The organism is Geodermatophilus sp. SYSU D00698, assembly GCF_054050335.1.
The window spans coordinates 1-16014 of sequence record NZ_JBJGZD010000008.1; the positions used below are offsets into that span (position 1 = coordinate 1).

14 protein-coding genes, 1 tRNA gene and 1 pseudogene are annotated in these 16014 nt (G+C 75.5%); 6 read left to right on the plus strand and 10 right to left on the minus strand.

Annotated features, from left to right (window positions below; translation table 11 throughout):
- Positions 1-66: 66 nt before the first annotated feature.
- The 7 genes from pknB to ACI8AB_RS09415 all read right to left on the minus strand — a co-directional run bounded on the left by pknB (position 67) and on the right by ACI8AB_RS09415 (position 9615).
- The gene (gene pknB, locus ACI8AB_RS09385; protein WP_456949914.1) at positions 67-2019 is read right to left on the minus strand and encodes a Stk1 family PASTA domain-containing Ser/Thr kinase; all 1953 of its coding nucleotides are present in this window, start codon (positions 2017-2019) and stop codon (positions 67-69) included.
- A 136-nt stretch (positions 2020-2155) separates the two neighbouring features.
- Entirely contained in the window at positions 2156-3979 is a 1824-nt protein-coding gene (locus ACI8AB_RS09390) for a protein kinase domain-containing protein (RefSeq protein WP_456949915.1), read from the minus strand.
- Positions 3979-5421, minus strand: coding sequence for a peptidoglycan D,D-transpeptidase FtsI family protein (locus tag ACI8AB_RS09395; protein ID WP_456949916.1), 1443 nt, complete (start codon positions 5419-5421; stop codon positions 3979-3981). The genes ACI8AB_RS09390 and ACI8AB_RS09395 overlap by 1 nt, the downstream gene beginning before the upstream one ends.
- Positions 5418-6830 carry an FtsW/RodA/SpoVE family cell cycle protein gene (locus tag ACI8AB_RS09400; protein WP_387988656.1) on the minus strand — a complete coding sequence of 471 codons (1413 nt, stop codon included), beginning with the start codon at positions 6828-6830 and terminating at the stop codon, positions 5418-5420. Before ACI8AB_RS09400 ends, ACI8AB_RS09395 begins: the two co-directional genes overlap by 4 nt.
- On the minus strand, positions 6830-8251 hold the full coding sequence (locus tag ACI8AB_RS09405; protein WP_456902132.1) for a PP2C family protein-serine/threonine phosphatase: 1422 nt from the start codon (positions 8249-8251) through the stop codon (positions 6830-6832). The genes ACI8AB_RS09400 and ACI8AB_RS09405 overlap by 1 nt, the downstream gene beginning before the upstream one ends.
- A gap of 67 nt (positions 8252-8318) precedes the next feature.
- Complete coding sequence (locus ACI8AB_RS09410; protein ID WP_387988658.1) at positions 8319-8780, minus strand: FHA domain-containing protein FhaB/FipA; 462 nt, start codon at positions 8778-8780, stop codon at positions 8319-8321.
- 13 nt (positions 8781-8793) lie between these two features.
- Entirely contained in the window at positions 8794-9615 is an 822-nt protein-coding gene (locus tag ACI8AB_RS09415) for an FhaA domain-containing protein (protein ID WP_456949917.1), read from the minus strand.
- Between the two features lie 176 nt (positions 9616-9791).
- On the opposite strand from ACI8AB_RS09415, the gene ACI8AB_RS09420 reads away from it, so the two are divergent.
- Together ACI8AB_RS09420 and ACI8AB_RS09425 are read left to right on the plus strand one after the other, a co-directional pair.
- A tRNA-Leu gene (locus tag ACI8AB_RS09420) sits at positions 9792-9874 on the plus strand.
- A 308-nt stretch (positions 9875-10182) separates the two neighbouring features.
- Positions 10183-10518: pseudogene (locus tag ACI8AB_RS09425) on the plus strand (PAS domain-containing protein); the annotation flags it as partial.
- Between the two features lie 191 nt (positions 10519-10709).
- Here the strand turns inward: ACI8AB_RS09425 and ACI8AB_RS09430 are convergent.
- The 3 genes from ACI8AB_RS09430 to ACI8AB_RS09440 all read right to left on the minus strand — a co-directional run bounded on the left by ACI8AB_RS09430 (position 10710) and on the right by ACI8AB_RS09440 (position 12867).
- A complete protein-coding gene (locus ACI8AB_RS09430; RefSeq protein ID WP_456949918.1) occupies positions 10710-11105 on the minus strand; it encodes a nuclear transport factor 2 family protein in 396 nt (131 codons plus the stop codon).
- A gap of 73 nt (positions 11106-11178) precedes the next feature.
- Positions 11179-11607, minus strand: coding sequence for a DUF1707 SHOCT-like domain-containing protein (locus ACI8AB_RS09435; protein ID WP_456949919.1), 429 nt, complete (start codon positions 11605-11607; stop codon positions 11179-11181).
- 96 nt (positions 11608-11703) lie between these two features.
- Positions 11704-12867, minus strand: coding sequence for an acyl-CoA dehydrogenase family protein (locus ACI8AB_RS09440; protein ID WP_456949920.1), 1164 nt, complete (start codon positions 12865-12867; stop codon positions 11704-11706).
- Between the two features lie 96 nt (positions 12868-12963).
- Here ACI8AB_RS09440 and ACI8AB_RS09445 point away from each other — a divergent pair, with 96 nt between their 5' ends.
- From ACI8AB_RS09445 to ACI8AB_RS09460, 4 genes are all read left to right on the plus strand, one after another.
- Positions 12964-13551, plus strand: coding sequence for a TetR/AcrR family transcriptional regulator (locus ACI8AB_RS09445; RefSeq protein WP_456949921.1), 588 nt, complete (start codon positions 12964-12966; stop codon positions 13549-13551).
- Positions 13548-14018 (plus strand): GNAT family N-acetyltransferase, encoded by a 471-nt coding sequence (locus ACI8AB_RS09450; RefSeq protein WP_456949922.1) that lies wholly within the window; start codon positions 13548-13550, stop codon positions 14016-14018. The genes ACI8AB_RS09445 and ACI8AB_RS09450 overlap by 4 nt, the downstream gene beginning before the upstream one ends.
- 236 nt (positions 14019-14254) lie before the next feature.
- On the plus strand, positions 14255-14896 hold the full coding sequence (locus tag ACI8AB_RS09455; RefSeq protein WP_456949923.1) for an RNA polymerase sigma factor: 642 nt from the start codon (positions 14255-14257) through the stop codon (positions 14894-14896).
- The gene (locus ACI8AB_RS09460; RefSeq protein WP_456949924.1) at positions 14893-15990 is read left to right on the plus strand and encodes a hypothetical protein; all 1098 of its coding nucleotides are present in this window, start codon (positions 14893-14895) and stop codon (positions 15988-15990) included. Before ACI8AB_RS09455 ends, ACI8AB_RS09460 begins: the two co-directional genes overlap by 4 nt.
- Positions 15991-16014: the final 24 nt, after the last annotated feature.

Sequence of the window (16014 nt, forward strand, 5' to 3'; positions counted from 1 at the left end):
AAAAGCCCCCGCCACCACCACGGCCCCCACGCGGCCGGGAGGGGCCCTTCGTCGTGACGGGGTCGCTCACATGGGGGTGTTCGGGTCGCCGTCCTGGCCGCCGGGGCCGGGGCTGCCCGTCGTCGGCGTGGCCGTCTCGCGGGCGACCAGCAGGGTGATGGTCCCGTCCGGCGCCACCGTCTGGCCGGGCTGCGGGTTGCTGCCCACCACGGTGCCATCGGTCTGGCCGGGGTCGGCCTCGGTGTCCTGGACCGACACCGTCCCGGTGAAGCCGGCCGCGGCCAGCGTCTGGCGGGCCTGCGCCTCGGTCTGCCCGACGATCGCCGTCGGGACGGTGACCTCCGCGGCGCCGCCGGACACCTGCAGGGTGATCGGCTGGCCGGCGGATGCCTGCTGGCCGGCAGCCGGGTTCGTCCCGACGACGGTGCCGGCGGGCTGGTCGGAGTCGACCTCGGTCACGGTCAGGTTGGTGAAGCCCGCCGTCCGCAGCGCCTCCTGGGCGGCGTCCTGGGGCCGGCCGGCCACGTCCGGGACCTCGTCGGTGCCGTCGGACACCGACAGCGTCACGGTGGTCGCCGGGGCGACCGCGGCGCCCTCCTCCGGGTCCACCGCGACGACGGTGCCCTCCTCGGCGAGCGAGTCGGCCTGCTCGGTGTTCACGCTGCCGGTGAAGCCCGCGTTCTCCAGCGCCGTGCGGGCCCGGTCCTCGTCGAGGTCGACCACCTGCGGCACGGTCACCGTGTCCGGGGCGGTCGCGACGGTCAGGTCGACCTCCGTGCCCTCGTCGACGCGGGCGCCGCTGGCGGGCGTCGTGGCGAGCACGGTGCCGACCGCGTCCTCGTCGTCGGTCACCTGCGGCGTGACGTCACCGACCTCGAGTCCCGCGGCCTCGACGGCGGCCTCGGCGTCCTCCCGCTGCTGACCGACCAGCCCCGCCGGCACGGTGACCTGCGCGGCGGCCTGGGGCCGCGGCTCCTCGTCGCCGGAGCCGACCAGCAGGGCCACCCCGACGACGGCGCCGATGAGCACCAGCGCGCCGACGACGAGCGCGACGACCCGGTTGCGCTTGCGCCGGCGCGCGGCCGCGTCGTCGTCCCAGCCGCCGTCGCCGTACGCGGGCGTGGCGCCGAGGATGGTGGTCTTCTCCTCGTCGCCCATGACCGGCGTGGCCTCCACCCGCTGCCCGGCCAGGGCCCGGAGCAGGTCGTTGCGCATCTCGGCGGCCGACTGGTACCGGTTCGCCGGGTTCTTGCTCATCGCCTTCATGAGGATGGCGTCGAGCTCCGGCGGCACGGCCGGGTTGATCGAGGACGGCAGCCGCGGGTCCTCGCGCACGTGCTGGTAGGCGACCGAGACCGGCGAGTCGCCGGTGAACGGCGGTGCGCCGCAGACCAGCTCGTAGAGCAGGCAGCCCAGCGAGTAGACGTCGGAGCGGGCGTCGACGGCCTCGCCGCGGGCCTGCTCGGGGGAGAGGTACTGCGCGGTGCCGATGACCGCGGCGGTCGAGGTCATCGTGGCGGCGGAGTCCGACACCGCGCGGGCGATGCCGAAGTCCATCACCTTGACGGTGCCCTGGGGCGTGATCATCACGTTCCCGGGCTTCACGTCGCGGTGCACGATGCCGTTGCGGTGGCTGAAGTCCAGGGCGGCGCAGATGTCGGCGGCCAGGCTCATCGCCCGCTCCGGCTGCAGCACGCCCTCGCGGCGCAGCACGTCGCGCAGCGTCTCGCCCTCGACGTACTCCATGACGATGTACGGCGTCGCGCCGCTGGTCGTCCGGTCCTCGCCGGTGTCGTACACCGCGACGATCGACGGGTGGTTCAGCGAGGCGGCCGCCTGCGCCTCCCGCCGGAAGCGCACCTGGAACGACGGGTCGCGGGCCAGGTCGCTGCGCAGCACCTTGACCGCGACCTCGCGGCCCAGCCGCAGGTCGCGCCCCCGGTGCACCTCCGCCATCCCGCCACGGCCGAGCACCCCGCCGATCTCGTAGCGCTCACCGAGCACCTGGGGGGTGGTCATGCGTGGTCCTCTCGGGCGGTGCTCTGGTGGGTCGCGGGCGTCCCCGGGCAGCAGGGAACGCCGGGAGCGCGCCCGGTTCCGGCGGTCACCCTAACGGGCGACGCCGCCCGGTCCCGGGCGGCGCGAGGGAGCGGCGTCACGCCGGCGGTTCCTGCGCGGCCACGTTGGCGGCGTCGGGCGGCCGCTGGCCCTGCCCGTTGGTCGAGGCCCCGGCCCCCTCGCTCACCGTCGGCTCCGTGGTCTGCACGGGCGGAGGCGGCGCGGTGGTGCCCTGCTGAGGGGGCGACTCGGTGTCCGCCGGCGGGGTGGTCGTGGTGGTGGTCGGCGCCTGCGTGGTCGGGGCCGGCGTGGTCGTCGTGGGCGCGGGCTGCTGGGTGGTGGTCGGCGCGGGGGTGTCCTCGTCGCCGGAGCCGCCGTCGTCCTGACCGCCGGAGTCGCCGCCGGTGTCCTCGGACTCCTCCTCCGGGGTGTAGTCCTCCTGGGCCACGTACAGGGTGACGGTGGAGCCGCGGGGGACCGGGATGCCGTTGGGGTCGACGGCGGCGACGTCGCCGGCGCTGAGCTCGATGCCCGCGGCCGCCAGCTGGCCGGCGTCGGCGTCGGCCCGGGTCACCTCGAGGCCGGCCTCCTCCAGCTCGGCCTGCACGTCGTCGGCGTCCTCGCCGATGTACTGCGACGCGGCGGGGATGTTGACCAGCTGCTGCGTCGCGCCCGCCGAGCCGCTGGCCGACGAGGTGCTCGCCGAGGGGCCGGCGGTCGTGCCGCCGCGGTCGTCCCCACCGCCGAGGAGCAGCCAGGCGCCGGTGACCAGCCCGGCGACCACCAGCAGGGAGACCAGCGCCCACACCCACCGGCGGTCGCCCCGGCGCGGCGCGGCGCCGTCGTCCCACCGCCGCTCGTCGCCGTCGACGGGCGGGCCCTGCAGCGGGGGCATGGTGCGCGCACCGGCGGCGTGCCGGCCCCCGGTGCGCGGGCCGGCGGCCGCGGCGCCGAGCGCGGCGCCGGCGGCCGCCCCGGTGAGCGGGCCGCCGAGGACGCGGGTGCCCTCGCCGTCGACCTCGGGGATCACCTCGGTCGGCGCGGCGGCCATCGCCCCGGTGGCCGACGTCGTGGGCGCGGGGCCGCCGCCGGCGGCCACCGAGCGGATCGCCGCGGCGAAGGCGGCACCGTCGGTGAACCGGTCGGCCGGGTCCTTGGCCAGCGCGCGCTCGACGAGCAGCCGCACCGCCGGCGGGATGTCGCCCGGCAGGGGCGGCGGCGGGCGGTTGATGTGCGCCAGCGCGATGGCCACCTGGGAGGTGCCGTCGAAGGGCCGCACGCCGGTGAGGCACTCGTAGCCGACGACGCCGAGGGAGTAGACGTCGGAGGCGGCGGTGACCTCCATGCCCTGCGCCTGCTCCGGCGACAGGTACTGCGCGGTCCCGACCACCATGCCGGTGCGGGTCAGCGGCGTGGTGTCGCGGGCGCGGGCGATGCCGAAGTCGGTCAGCTTCACCACGCCGTCGGGCCGGACGATGAGGTTGCCCGGCTTGATGTCGCGGTGCACCACCCCGGCGGCGTGCGCGGCCGACAGGCCGTCGGCGGCCTGGCCGAGGACGTGCAGCGTCCAGTCGACCGGCAGCCGCCCCTCCTCGTGGAGGATCGTGACCAGCGGCTTGCCCTCGACCAGCTCCATGACGAGGAAGGCCAGCTGGCCGTTGCCGCCGTCGGCGCTGGTCTCGCCGTAGTCGTAGACCGAGGCGATGTTCGGGTGCGACAGGGCCGCGGTGTGCCGCGCCTCGTTGCGGAACCGGGCGACGAAGCTCGGGTCGCCCATGTACTCGCTGCGCAGCACCTTGGCGGCGACGACGCGGTCGAGGACGCGGTCGCGCGCCCGCCAGACCTCGCCCATGCCGCCCGTGGCGATCGGCTCGGTGATCTCGTAGCGGCCGGCCAGGATGGTGCCGGTGGACAGGGCCATCAGCCCCCCTGACCCTCGAGGTAGGCCTCGATCACGTCGCGCGCGATCGGGGCGGAGACGTCGCCGCCGGTACCCCCGCCGTTCGCCACGAACACCGCGACGGCGATCTGCGGGTCGTCGGCCGGGGCGAAGCCGATGAACCAGTTGTGGTCGGGGCCGGCGTTCTGCGCCGTGCCGGTCTTGCCGGCGACCTCGACGCCGGGCACCTGCGCGCGCCGGCCGCTGCCGTTCTCCACGACGCTGACCATCATCTCGGTGAGCTGGTCGGCGACCTCGGGCGTGACCGGCCGGGAGAGCTCCTCGGGGTCGGACCGGTCGATGACGGTGAGGTCGGGGGCGCGCACCTGGTCGACGAGGTAGGGGGTCATCAGGGTCCCGTCGTTGGCCACGGCCGCGGCGATCATCGCCGCCTGCAGCGGGGTGGTCCGGACGTCGCGCTGGCCGATCGAGCTCTGGCCCAGCGCCGCTTCGCTCTCGATGTCGCCGACGCTGCTGCCGGCGACCTCCAGCGGGATCTCCATGCCGTCCCCGGTCATCCCGAACGCCTCGGCCATCTCCCGCACGCGGTCCTCGCCGAGGTCGATGCCCAGCTGCGCGAAGGCGGTGTTGCAGGAGATGGTCAGCGCGTCGATCAGCGACTGCTCCTGGCTGCTGCTGCAGGAGGACCCGTTGAAGTTCTCCAGCGTCGTCGACGTGTCCGGCAGGGTGAGCAGGTCGGGGGCGGGGACGACGGTGTCCGGGGTGTACTCGCCGGTCGCCAGCGCGGCCGCCGAGACGATCACCTTGAAGATCGAGCCGGGCGGGTAGTTGTCCTGGGTCGCCCGGTTGAGCCGCGGGTCGGTCTCCATCGCGTCCAGCTGGTCGGCGTAGGCGCGGATGGCGGCGGGGTCGTGGCTGGACAGCTGCCCGGGGTCGTAGGTGGGCGTGCTGGCCATCCCGAGCACCGCGCCGGTGGACGGGTCGAGCGCGACGACCGCGCCGGTGACGCCGTCGAGCCCGGCCATCGCGGCCTCCTGGACGGCGGCGTCCATCGTGAGGACGACGTCGCCGCCGGCCGGGTCGCGGCCGGTGAACAGGTCGGCCAGCCGCCGGGTGAACAGCCGGGCGTCGGAGCCGGTGAGCACGTCGTTTGCCGCGCGCTCCATCTGGGCGCTGTTGTAGAGCAGCGAGTAGTAGCCGGTGACCGCGGCGTACGTGGGCCCCTGCGGGTACTGCCGCAGGTACTCGAGCGTGTCCTGGGTGGGGACCGACAGGGCCACCTCGGTCCCGTCGACGACGATCGAGCCGCGCTCGCGCGAGTACTCCTCGGTGAGCACGCGGGTGTTGCCCGGGTCCTCGCGCAGCTCGTCGGAGCGCACGACCTGGATGTAGTTGACGTTGACGATGAGCAGCGTGAACAGCACGAGCACGCTGATCGCCACCCGGCGCAGCGGCGCGTTCACGTGGACACCACCTCGGTCGGGGCGTCGCCGAAGGCGGCCTTCGGGGGAGCGGGCGGGGTGGCCGGCCGGCGGGCGGCGTCGCTGATCCGCACCAGGATCGCGACCAGCCCGAAGTTGGCCACCAGCGAGGACCCGCCGTAGGCGACGAACGGCGTCGTCAGGCCGGTCAGCGGCAGCAGGCCGGTGACCCCGCCGAGGACGACGAACAGCTGCCAGGCGACGGCGAACGCCAGGCCGCCGGCCAGGAGCTTGCCGAAGGCGTCGCGCACGATCAGCGAGGTGCGCAGGCCGCGCTCGACGAGCACCAGGTAGATGACGATGACGGCGACCAGGCCGAACAGGCCCAGCTCCTCGCCGATCGCCGAGGCGATGAAGTCGCTCTTGGCCACCGGCACCTGGTCGGGGCGGCCGCCGCCGAGCCCGGCGCCGAACAGCCCGCCGGTGCCCAGCCCGAACAGCGACTGGACCAGCTGGTAGCCGCCCTCGTCGCGGTAGGCGAAGGGGTCCAGCCAGGTGTCCACGCGCACGCGCACGTGGCCGAAGAGCTGGTAGGCGAGGAACGCGCCGCCGGCGAACAGCCCCAGGCCGATGAGCAGCCAGCTGGCCCGCTCGGTGGCGACGTAGAGCATCACCACGAAGATGCCGAACAGCAGCAGGGAGCTGCCCAGGTCGCGCTCGAAGACGAGCACGAGGATCGACACGACCCAGACCACCAGCACCGGGCCGAGGTCGCGGCCGCGCGGCAGCTCCAGGCCCATGACCCGGCGGCTGGCCAGCGCCAGCACGTCGCGCTTGTCGACCAGGTAGGCGGCGAAGAAGACGATCAGGCAGATCTTGGCGAACTCGCCGGGCTGGATGCTGAAGCCCGCGACCCGGATCCAGATCTTGGCGCCGTAGACCTCGGAGACCGACGCGGGCAGCACCGCGGGCAGCGCGAGCAGCACCAGGCCGACCAGGCCCAGGGTGTAGGCGAAGCGGGACAGCAGCCGGTGGTCGCGCAGCACGACGACGACGGCGACGAACAGCGCCACGCCCAGGGTCGCCCACAGCAGCTGGACCGGGGCGTCCTCGCGGGTGGCCTCGCCGTCCTGCAGCCCGGCGAGGTCGAGCCGGTGGATCATCGTCAGCCCGAGGCCGGTCAGCACCGCCACCGCGGGCAGCAGCAGCGGGTCGGCGTAGGGGGCGAACCGGCGGACGACGAGGTGCACGACCAGCCAGAGGGCGGTGAACCAGCCGCCGAAGGTCAGCAGGTCCGCGCGCAGCGAGCCGGTGACCGTGACGTCGACGATGCACTGCGCCGCGAGGGTGATGAGGACGGCGAACCCGAGCAGCGCGAGCTCGGTGTTGCGCCGCCGGGGCGGGACCGTCCCCGGCGCGGGGGCGCGCGGGTCGGTCGAGGGGCCGCCCATCACTCCGCCTCCCGGCAGTCCACCCCCGGCTCGGGCGACGACGACGGGGAGCCCGACGTCGGCGCGGCCTCGGTGCTGCCGCCCGCGCCCGACCCGGAGGGCAGGGCCCCGGCGTCCGGGGAGGGCAGCGCGCCGTCAGGGAGCGGCGACAGCGAGGCCTCGGCCGACGGGGGAGCGTCGTCCGAGGTGGTGGAGGGTTCGGGGTCGCACGGCGGGAGGGTCGCGTCGTGCAGGTCGCGCACGATGCGCTGCGCGTCGTCGGCGTCGCTGGCCTCGATGCCCTGCCGCACGCTGTTCTGGTCGTAGGAGGACAGGTCGTCGAGCGCGATGTCGGTGACGTCGTCGACCCGGTAGAGGTCCAGGCCGAGCAGGGCGGTGTCGAAGCCGCGGTAGACCGCGACCCGGTCGCCGCCGTCGGCGGCCGCGACGCCGACGAACCAGTGGGTGAGCACCCACAGCCAGGTGGCGATCGCGCCGACCGCCAGGACCAGCACCGCCCCCACAGCGACGAACAGCCGCCGCCGAGGGCGGCGGCGGTCGGGGGGAGCGGCGGCCGTGGAGCTGTTCGTCGGTGGTGGGGGCGGCGGGGGCGGGGGGTCGGCGAGCGCCGCCCGGCCGGCCGCGGAGCGGGGGTCGACCTCGCGCTGGCCGCGGTTGTCCCCGGCCGCGCCGTCGACCACCGGCTCCATGGAGGTGCCCGTGCCGGAGTCCTCCACGACGTCGGCGACGATCACGGTGATGTTGTCCGGGCCGCCGCTGCGCAGCGCCAGCTCGACGAGCCGGTCGGCGGTCGACTGCGGGTCGGGGTCCTTGAGCGCCTCGGCCAGCGTCTCCTCGCTGACCACGCCGGACAGGCCGTCGGAGCACAGCAGGTAGCGGTCGCCGGCGCGGGCCTCGCGCATGGACAGGTCGGGGTCGACGTCCTGGCCGTTGAGCGCCCGCAGCAGCAGCGAGCGCTGCGGGTGGTGGTTGGCCTCCTCGGGCGTGATCCGCCCGTCGTCGATGAGGGTCTGCACGAACGTGTCGTCGTGCGTGATCTGGGTGAGGACGCCGTCGCGCAGCAGGTAGGCGCGGGAGTCGCCGACGTGGCACAGCGCCAGCCGGCCGCCGGCGAACAGGACGGCGGTGAGCGTGGTGCCCATGCCCTCCAGCTGCGGCGACTCCCGGATGACCTCGCGCAGGTGCTCGCTGCCGTCGAAGACCGCCTCGCGCAGCGCCTGCAGCATGTCGCCGCTGGGCGCGTCGTCGTCGAGGTGCTCGAGCGCGGCGATGACCACCTTGCTGGCGACGTCGCCCGCGGCGTGCCCGCCCATGCCGTCGGCCACGGCCAGCAGCCGGGGCCCGGCGTAGACCGAGTCCTGGTTGTTGCCGCGGACCAGACCGCGGTCGGAGCGGGCGGCGTAGCGCAGCGCGAGGCTCATCGGGACCTGCTCACGTCTGGTCTGCCGCTCCCCGTGGTCGTCTGCGTGCTCGTCCGGAAGGTGCCCATCAGCGCAGCTCCAGGGCGGTCTGACCGATGCGGATCGGCTGGCCGGGAGCCACGAGCAGCGGCCCCTGCACCCGCTGCTGGTCGAGGTAGGTGCCGTTGGTCGAGCCGAGGTCCTCGACGTACCACTGCCCGCTGCGGTTGGTCAGCCGGGCGTGCCGCGAGCTGGCGAAGTCGTCGGTGAGGACGAGCGTCGAGTCGTCGGCGCGGCCGATGAGGATGGGCTGCTCCCCGAGCGTGATCTTCGTCCCGGTCAGCGGACCGGCGGTCACCACGAGTGTGCGGGGGCCGCGTCCGCGCTTGCGGGCGGGGGTCGCCGCGGCGCGGGGCGGGACCGAGGCGACCCGCCCCGTGCGGCCGCCGAACAGGTCGGCGCGGACGACGCGGAACGCGGCGAAGATGAACAGCCAGAGCAGCAGCAGGAACCCGAAGCGGAAGACCTGCAGCACGATCTCGGCGGTCACGGCCGGCTCCCGTTCACGCGCCGTCCTGCCGGTACACCAGCACCGAGTGGCCGATGCGGATGACGTCGCCGTCGGACAGCGCCTGCCGGCTCACCCGGCGGCCGTTGACCAGCGTGCCGTTGGTCGACCCGAGGTCCTCGACGACGGCGGTCCCGTTCTCCAGGACGCAGTCGGCGTGCTTGCGGCTGACGCCGGTGTCGGGCAGCCGGATGTCGGCGTCGGTGCCGCGGCCGATGACGTTGCGGCCGGTGGTGAGCTCGTGCCGGGTGCCGGGCCCGTCGACGACGAGCACGTGGGTGACGCCGGGGCGGGAACCCGCGCGGCCGACCACCGAGGGGTGCTGCCGCCCGGTGTCGGTGGCCACGCGGCCGTGCAGCGGCGGGAGCGGGGGGACCGCGCCGGAGCCGTGCAGCGGCGATGCCGGCGGGACGGCGGGGGAGTCGGCGCGCGAGCCGGGGCGGGCGGGGTCGGCGACGTGCGAGCTGACCTCGAACACGCCGGTCGGCAGGTCGTCGTCGCGCTCGAGGCGGACCTGGACCTCGCCGAAGACCTGCCAGCCCTCGTCCTCGATGTGCTCGGACACCATGTCGGCGAGCTCGAAGGCGAGCTGCCCGGACCACTCGGCGAGGTTGTCGTAGTCGGTGGGGCCCAGCCGGACGTCGTAGACGTTGGGCGCGAGCACCCGGCCCTCGCCCATGACCGACTTCTGCTCGTCGGCCTCCCGCTGCAGCGCCTTGGCGATCTCGGCGGGGTGGACCTTGCCCTTGAAGATCCGGGCGAAGGCGAAGCCGACCATCCCCTCGAGCCGTCGCTCGAAGCGCTGCAGCACGCCCACAGTCGCTCCCCCACGCTCGCCCGTACAGGTGATCCTCGACTGATCGTAGCCGGGTGGTTGCGTCGTGACCGGCCAGGAGCGCGTGACACCCCCGGGCCCGGCCGGCGCCGCCGGGCCCGGGAGCGGGACCCCTCCGCCGGGTCCTGCCGGCGGGCTGCTACTGTCGTTCCTCGCCAGGGCAAGTGGCGGAATGGCAGACGCGCACGGTTCAGGTCCGTGTGTCCGGAAGGACGTGGGGGTTCAACTCCCCCCTTGCCCACCCAGGCGGACGGCCCCCGGGGATCCCCCGGGGGCCGTCCGCGTGTCCGGGGCGGCCGCACCGGGCAGCGGCAGACGGGCGCCACGGGGCCCGGCCGTGTGGTGGTCCGTGCGGGCCGTGGCGCCGCAGCGGCGGGTCGTCGGTGATCGCGCGTCACCTCTGTGGGGTGGCGAGGTCGAGGACGTGCACGGTGCGGCGGACGGTCGCGGGACGAGGGCGCCGGCCTCCCCCCCGGGGACGCGGTGAGGGGGTTCTGCCCGGGGCGGCGGGAGGCGGATGCCGACGCGGACCAGCTGCGGCGGTTGCTGGTGGAGTCCGCCCGGCTGGAACGCCTCCAGGCCACCCACCTGGACGACATCGTCGAGGGCGTGCTGCTCCAGGACCCCAGCGGACGGGTGATGGCGAGCAACCCGGCGGCCCGTCGCATCCTCGGGCTCAGCGCCGAGCGGCTGCACGACCAGCGACTGAACCGGCTCCGCTCGGCGCTGCACTCCGACGGCGGCAGCTGGTCGACCGACGAGCGACCCACCCGCTCGACGGTGCGCACCGCCACCGGCGTCCGTGGTCAGGTCGTCGGGATCCACCTCGACGACGGCGAGCTGCGGTGGCTGTCGGTGAACACCGACCCGGTGACGCACCCCTCCGGAGAGGTGGAGACGTCGTCTCCCCATCCGCGACGTCACCGAGCAGCACGCGGCCGCCCTGGAGGGGGTGGGCGTCCGCTACGGCCAGGGCTTCCACCGGGGCCCTCCCGCCCCCGGCGCGGCGTTCGAGGAGCGGGCCGGCGCCGCCGTCCGCACGCGGGAGGCCGGGCGGTCCGGCCGCTGACGGCGGACTACGCGGTGCCGGCGGTCTCCTGCAGGAAGGCGGCGGAGTCGTAGTAGGTGCGGACGCCGGTCAGCAGGCCGTCGTCGGACCCGTCGCCCTCGATCACGGTGACGCCGCGGTAGGTGAACGGCTTCCCGTTGCGCAGGGTGCCGCGCGACTCCCACTCCAGCGCGGCCGTGGTCTCCCCGACGGACCGCGAGGTGAACGTCGTCTCCAGGTCGCCGAAGACGTTGCGGTAGTCCTCCCAGAAGCGCCGGGCGCCGTCGCGGCCGCGCGCCTCGTGGTCCTGGTTGAGCTTCATCAGCTCGGCGTCGTCGCCGGTGAGGTCGACCAGCGGCTGCGGGTCGCGCTCGGCGTCGAGGTGGTGCAGGGCGTCGGCGAAGCGCTCGGTGAGCGTGTGCACGGTGGTCCTCCGGGGCTCTCGGCTGCGGTCCCCAGGGGGCTACCCGGCGGATGCGGGACGGACCCGCACCGGTTCAGGCGGCCGGCCGCCGTCCACCGCGCCGCTCGCCGAGGGTGCGGGCGAGCAGGACGACGCCCCACGGGCCGACGACCCACACCGGCCACGGGTAGACGAGGTCACCGCTGCCGAGCATCGACACCAGCCAGATGCCGACGACGATCACGCCGGTCACCAGCCAGCTCGTCCAGGCCGCACGCAGGTCGTTCCCCCACGCGCCGTGCCAGGCGCCGCCGTACGCGGCCGCGGCGGCAGGGCGGGGCGCCGGGCGGGGCAGGTCCGCGGTGAGCTCGGCCAGCTCGCCGTAGGTCCGGGCGGTGTGCGCGCGGGCCGACCGGTCCTCGTACTCGGCCAGGGTCAGCCGGCCGTCGGCCAGCGACTCGTCGAGGCGGGTGACGACGGCGGCGCGGTCGGCGTCGGCGGCGCGCAGGTGCGGCTCGGGCATCTCGGGGCTCCTCGTCGGCGGGTGACCCGAGTCTTTCCCGCCGCGACGGCGGTCACCATTGACAGACGTCACGAGTCGGCCGTGCGTCCTGCACGGTCAGCCGTTCGCGGGCACGGCCTCCCTGGCCAGGTGCTTGCCGATGACCATCCGCTGGATCTGGTTGGTGCCCTCGAAGATCTGCATGACCTTCGCCTCGCGCATGTACCGCTCGGCGGGGTGGTCGCGGGTGTAGCCGGCCCCGCCGAGCACCTGCACGGCGTCGGTGGTGACCTTCATGGCGGCGTCGGTGGCGACCAGCTTGGCGATGCTGGCCTGCCGGGCGTAGGGCTTGCCGGCGTCCTTGCGGCGGGCGGCGACCAGGTAGGTGGCGCGGGCGGACTCGACGGCGGCGGCCATGTCGGCCAGCAGGAACGCCACGCCCTGGTGGTCGACGATGCGCCGGCCGAACGCCTCCCGCTCGAGCGCGTAGGCGACCGCGACGTCGAGCGCGGACTGCGCCAGCCCGACGGCGACGGCGCTGACCCCGAGCCGGCCGGAGTCCAGCGCGCCCAGGGCGATGGCCAGGCCGCGGCCGGGCTCGCCGACCATCCGGTCGGCGGGCACCGCGACGTCGTCGAGCCGGATGGCGGCGGTGGTGGAGCCGGTGAGGCCCATCTTCTGCTCGGGCGGCGCGGCGGAGAGGCCGGGCAGGTCGGGGGTGAGGTGGAAGCAGGAGATGGCCCGCTCGCCGTCGTCGGGGGTGCGCAGGAAGGTCGTGTAGAAGTCGGCCTGCCCGCCGTGGGTGACCCAGGCCTTCTCGCCGGTGGCCACCCAGCCGTCCTCGGTGGTCTTGGCGGCGGCGCGCATGGCCGCGGGGTCGGAGCCGGCGTGCGCCTCGGACAGGCAGTAGGCGCCGAGCAGCCGGCCGCCGACCATCTCCGGCAGCCACCGCTCGCGCTGCTCGGGGGTGCCGAACCGGTCGACCGGGCCGCAGGCGAGGGTGTGCACGCTCACCCCCAGCGCGACGCTGGCCCAGCGCATGGCCAGCTCCTCGACCACCTGCAGGTAGACCGCGTAGGGCTGCCCGCCGCCGCCGACGTCCTCGCCGAAGGGCAGGCCCAGCAGGCCCGCCTCGCCGAGCAGGGTGAACACCTCCCGCGGGAAGCGCTCCTCGCGCTCGTACCCCGCGGCCCGCGGCGCCAGTTCGGCGTCGGCGATCTCGCGGGTGAGCGCGATGAGGTCGGCGGCCTCCTGGGTGGGCAGCTCACGGTCGACGGCCACGGGGTCCCCCTCGTCGCGGATCAGCGGCAGTACCGGCAACGGTACGGCAGTACTGTCCGTCGTCCAGGGGCATGCTGTCCGGCCGGAGGAGGTGCCGTGACGACGACCGACACCGGCGAGCGGCGGCTGACCGCGCGCCAGGCGCAGCTGCTCGACCAGCTCACCGAGGTGTTCCTCGCCGAGGGCTTCGCCGGGTTCACCCTCGAGGACCTCGCCGTCCGGCTGCGCTGCTCCAAGACGACGCTGTACGCGCTCGCCGACAGCAAGGAACAGCTCGCCGTCCGGGTGGTGCGGCACTTCTTCCGCCGGGCGACGGCCGCCGTCGAGGCGCGGACCGCCGGGGAGACCGACCCGGCGCGGCGGGTCACGGCATACCTGGAGGCCGTGGCGGGGGCGCTGACCCCGGCGTCGCGGGCGTTCTACCGCGACCTGGAGGCGTTCCCGCCGGGACGGGCGGTGTACGAGCACAACACCGCCGCCGCCGCCGAGCGGGTGACCGCGATGATCGCCGACGGCGTCGCGGCCGGCCGGTTCCGCGAGGTGCACCCGGCCCTGGTGGCCGACACCGTCACCACGCTGATGTCGCGCATCGGCCGGGGCGACACCGCCCGCGCCACCGGCCTGGACGACGCCGCCGCCTACCGCGAGCTCGCCGCGCTGCTGCTGCACGGGATCAGCCGGTGACGGTCCTGCTCGAGCCCGCCGCCTGGGACGACGACGAGGTGCGCCGGCTGACCACCGCCCAGCAGGCCGAGCTGCGGGCCCGCTACGACGGCGACGGCGAGCCGGGGACGCCGCCGTCGGCCGCGGACGTCAGCGTCGTCCTGGTCGCACGGGACCCGGACGGGACGGCGGTCGGCTGCGGTGCGCTGCGCGCCCTGGGCGACGGCGTGGCCGAGGTCAAGCGCATGTACGTGGCGCCGGTGGCCCGCGGCCGGGGCGTGTCCAAGCTGGTGCTCGCGGGGCTGGAGGCCGCGGCCCGCGAGCGCGGCTGGACGACGCTGCGGCTGGAGACCGGCCCGCGCCAGCCCGAGGCGATCGCGCTGTACGAGGGGGCGGGCTACCGTCCGATCCCCGCGTTCGGCGCCTACGTCGACGCCCCGGACGCCGGGTGCTCGCTGTACTACGAGCGGGACCTCGGTCCGGCCTGACCGGGATCGGGGGCCAGGCCGGCAGGGGGTCGTCGGCCTCGTCGGGCAGCGTCCACGCCAGGTGCCGGTGAAGCAGCAGGCCGGAGGCCGGCCACGGCAGGAAGCCGAGGCGGAGGGCCAGGGCGGTGTGCCGGGTGCCGGCGGCGAGGGCGATGCCGCCCCGCGAACCGGATCCGGGCGACCGGACATGAAGAGGTGTGACGACCTCACCTCCCGCGGCCGGATCATCACCAGCCGTGACAGCGCTCCCTGAGAACCGGGCGGCGGACCCGCCGCCGGGCGCCGTCCCGCTGCGCGCGCTGCCGTCGTCGCTGCCGACCGACGCCGAGGTGCTCGCCGGGTCGCTCGCCGAACCGGAGCTGTTCGCGACGCTGTTCGACCGGCACGCCGCCGCGGTGCACCGCTACCTGGGCCGGCGGGTCGGTGAGCTGGCCGACGACCTGCTCAGCGAGACGTTCCTCGTCGCCTTCCGCCGACGGGCCGACTACCGTCCGGAGCGCCTGGACGTGCGGCCCTGGCTGATCGGCATCGCGACCAACCTGGTGCACGGCGCCGCGCGGGCCGAGCGGCGCCGCTACCGGGCGCTGGCCCGGGCGGCGGCCGAGCCGGACGCCCGCCCCGACGACGACCCGCACGACCGGCTCGACGCCGAGGCGCTGCGCGGCCCGCTGGCGGCTGCGCTCGCCGGGCTCAAGGCCCCCGACCGCGACGTCCTGCTGCTCGTGGCCTGGGGCGACCTGTCCTACGAGGAGGTCGCCACGGTGCTCGGCGTCCCGGTGGGCACCGTCCGTTCCCGCCTGCACCGCGCCCGCCGCCGGACCCGTGCCGTGCTCGAGGCGCCCACCCTGTCCGACCTGCTGTCGGAGGAGACCCGATGAACGAGACGACCCTGCTCCGCGAGGCCGGGCCCGAGGCGCCGGCGCTGACGCCCGCCGCGCGCGCGGCCGCCCGCGCCGCCCTGCTGGAGGAGATCGCGGCAGCCGGGACCCGCCGGTGGCGGTCGCGGCTGCCCGGGCGGCGGGTGTCGCTGCGCATCGGCACCGCGCTGGTCGCCGTCGCCGCCGCCTGGACGACGGCGGTCGTGGTCGCGTCCGAGGACGCCGTCCCGCGGCCCCCCGCCCCGTCGGCCGCCGCGCCGGCGCCGGGCGGGATCACGCTGGTCGCGGCCGAGGCCGTCACCTTCCCGGTCGCCCTCGACCCGGTGCCCGAGGGGCTGGCGCCGCTCCGCAGCCGGCGCGGTGGCATGCCCCGGTACGGGAGCACGCCGCCCTACTTCGTCGCCGCCTACGAGCCCGCGTACCTGGTCACCGGCGGCCCCGGTGCCACCGGACCGGCGTCGGGGGACCCGGGCCGGGTCCTGCTCGGCCTCTATCCGGAGGACCCCCGGTCCTCGGAGGGGTACGGGTTCTGGCCGGAGGGCGAGCCGACCGGGACGGCGACCGTCGACGGCGCCGAGGCCTCCGTCTGGACGGAGGACGGCACGGTCAGCCTGCTGTGGGAGCGCCCGGACGGGCAGTGGGTGTGGCTGGCGGGCGAGGGCGCCCAGGCCCGCGCCGAGGCGCTGGTCGCGGTGGGGGAGTCGATCGTCGACCGGCCGCAGCCGGTGGGGCTCCAGTTCGGGTTGGCGCCGGCCGGCTGGTCGGTGGGCGGCTACGAGGAGAGCCGGAGCCTCGACCTGGTCAGCGACGCCGATCCGCTGCAGTCGCTGCGGCTCAGCGCGACGGGTGCCCAGGACACCGGGAGCATCGACGGGCTCCTCGACGGGATGCCGACGGCCGCCCCGGCGGAGACGGTGACGGTCCAGGGCCGGCCGGGGCGCCTGGCGCTCCTGACCGGTGACGTCGGGACCCCGCCCTCCTGGACGCTCCTCGGCCAGCTCCCCGACGGGCGGTTCTTCCGGCTCCTGGCACCACAGGAGCTGACCCGCGAGCAGGTGCTGCAGATCGGTGAGCAGGTGACCGCTGCATCCTGACCGCGAGCACGCCTGCACGGCCGT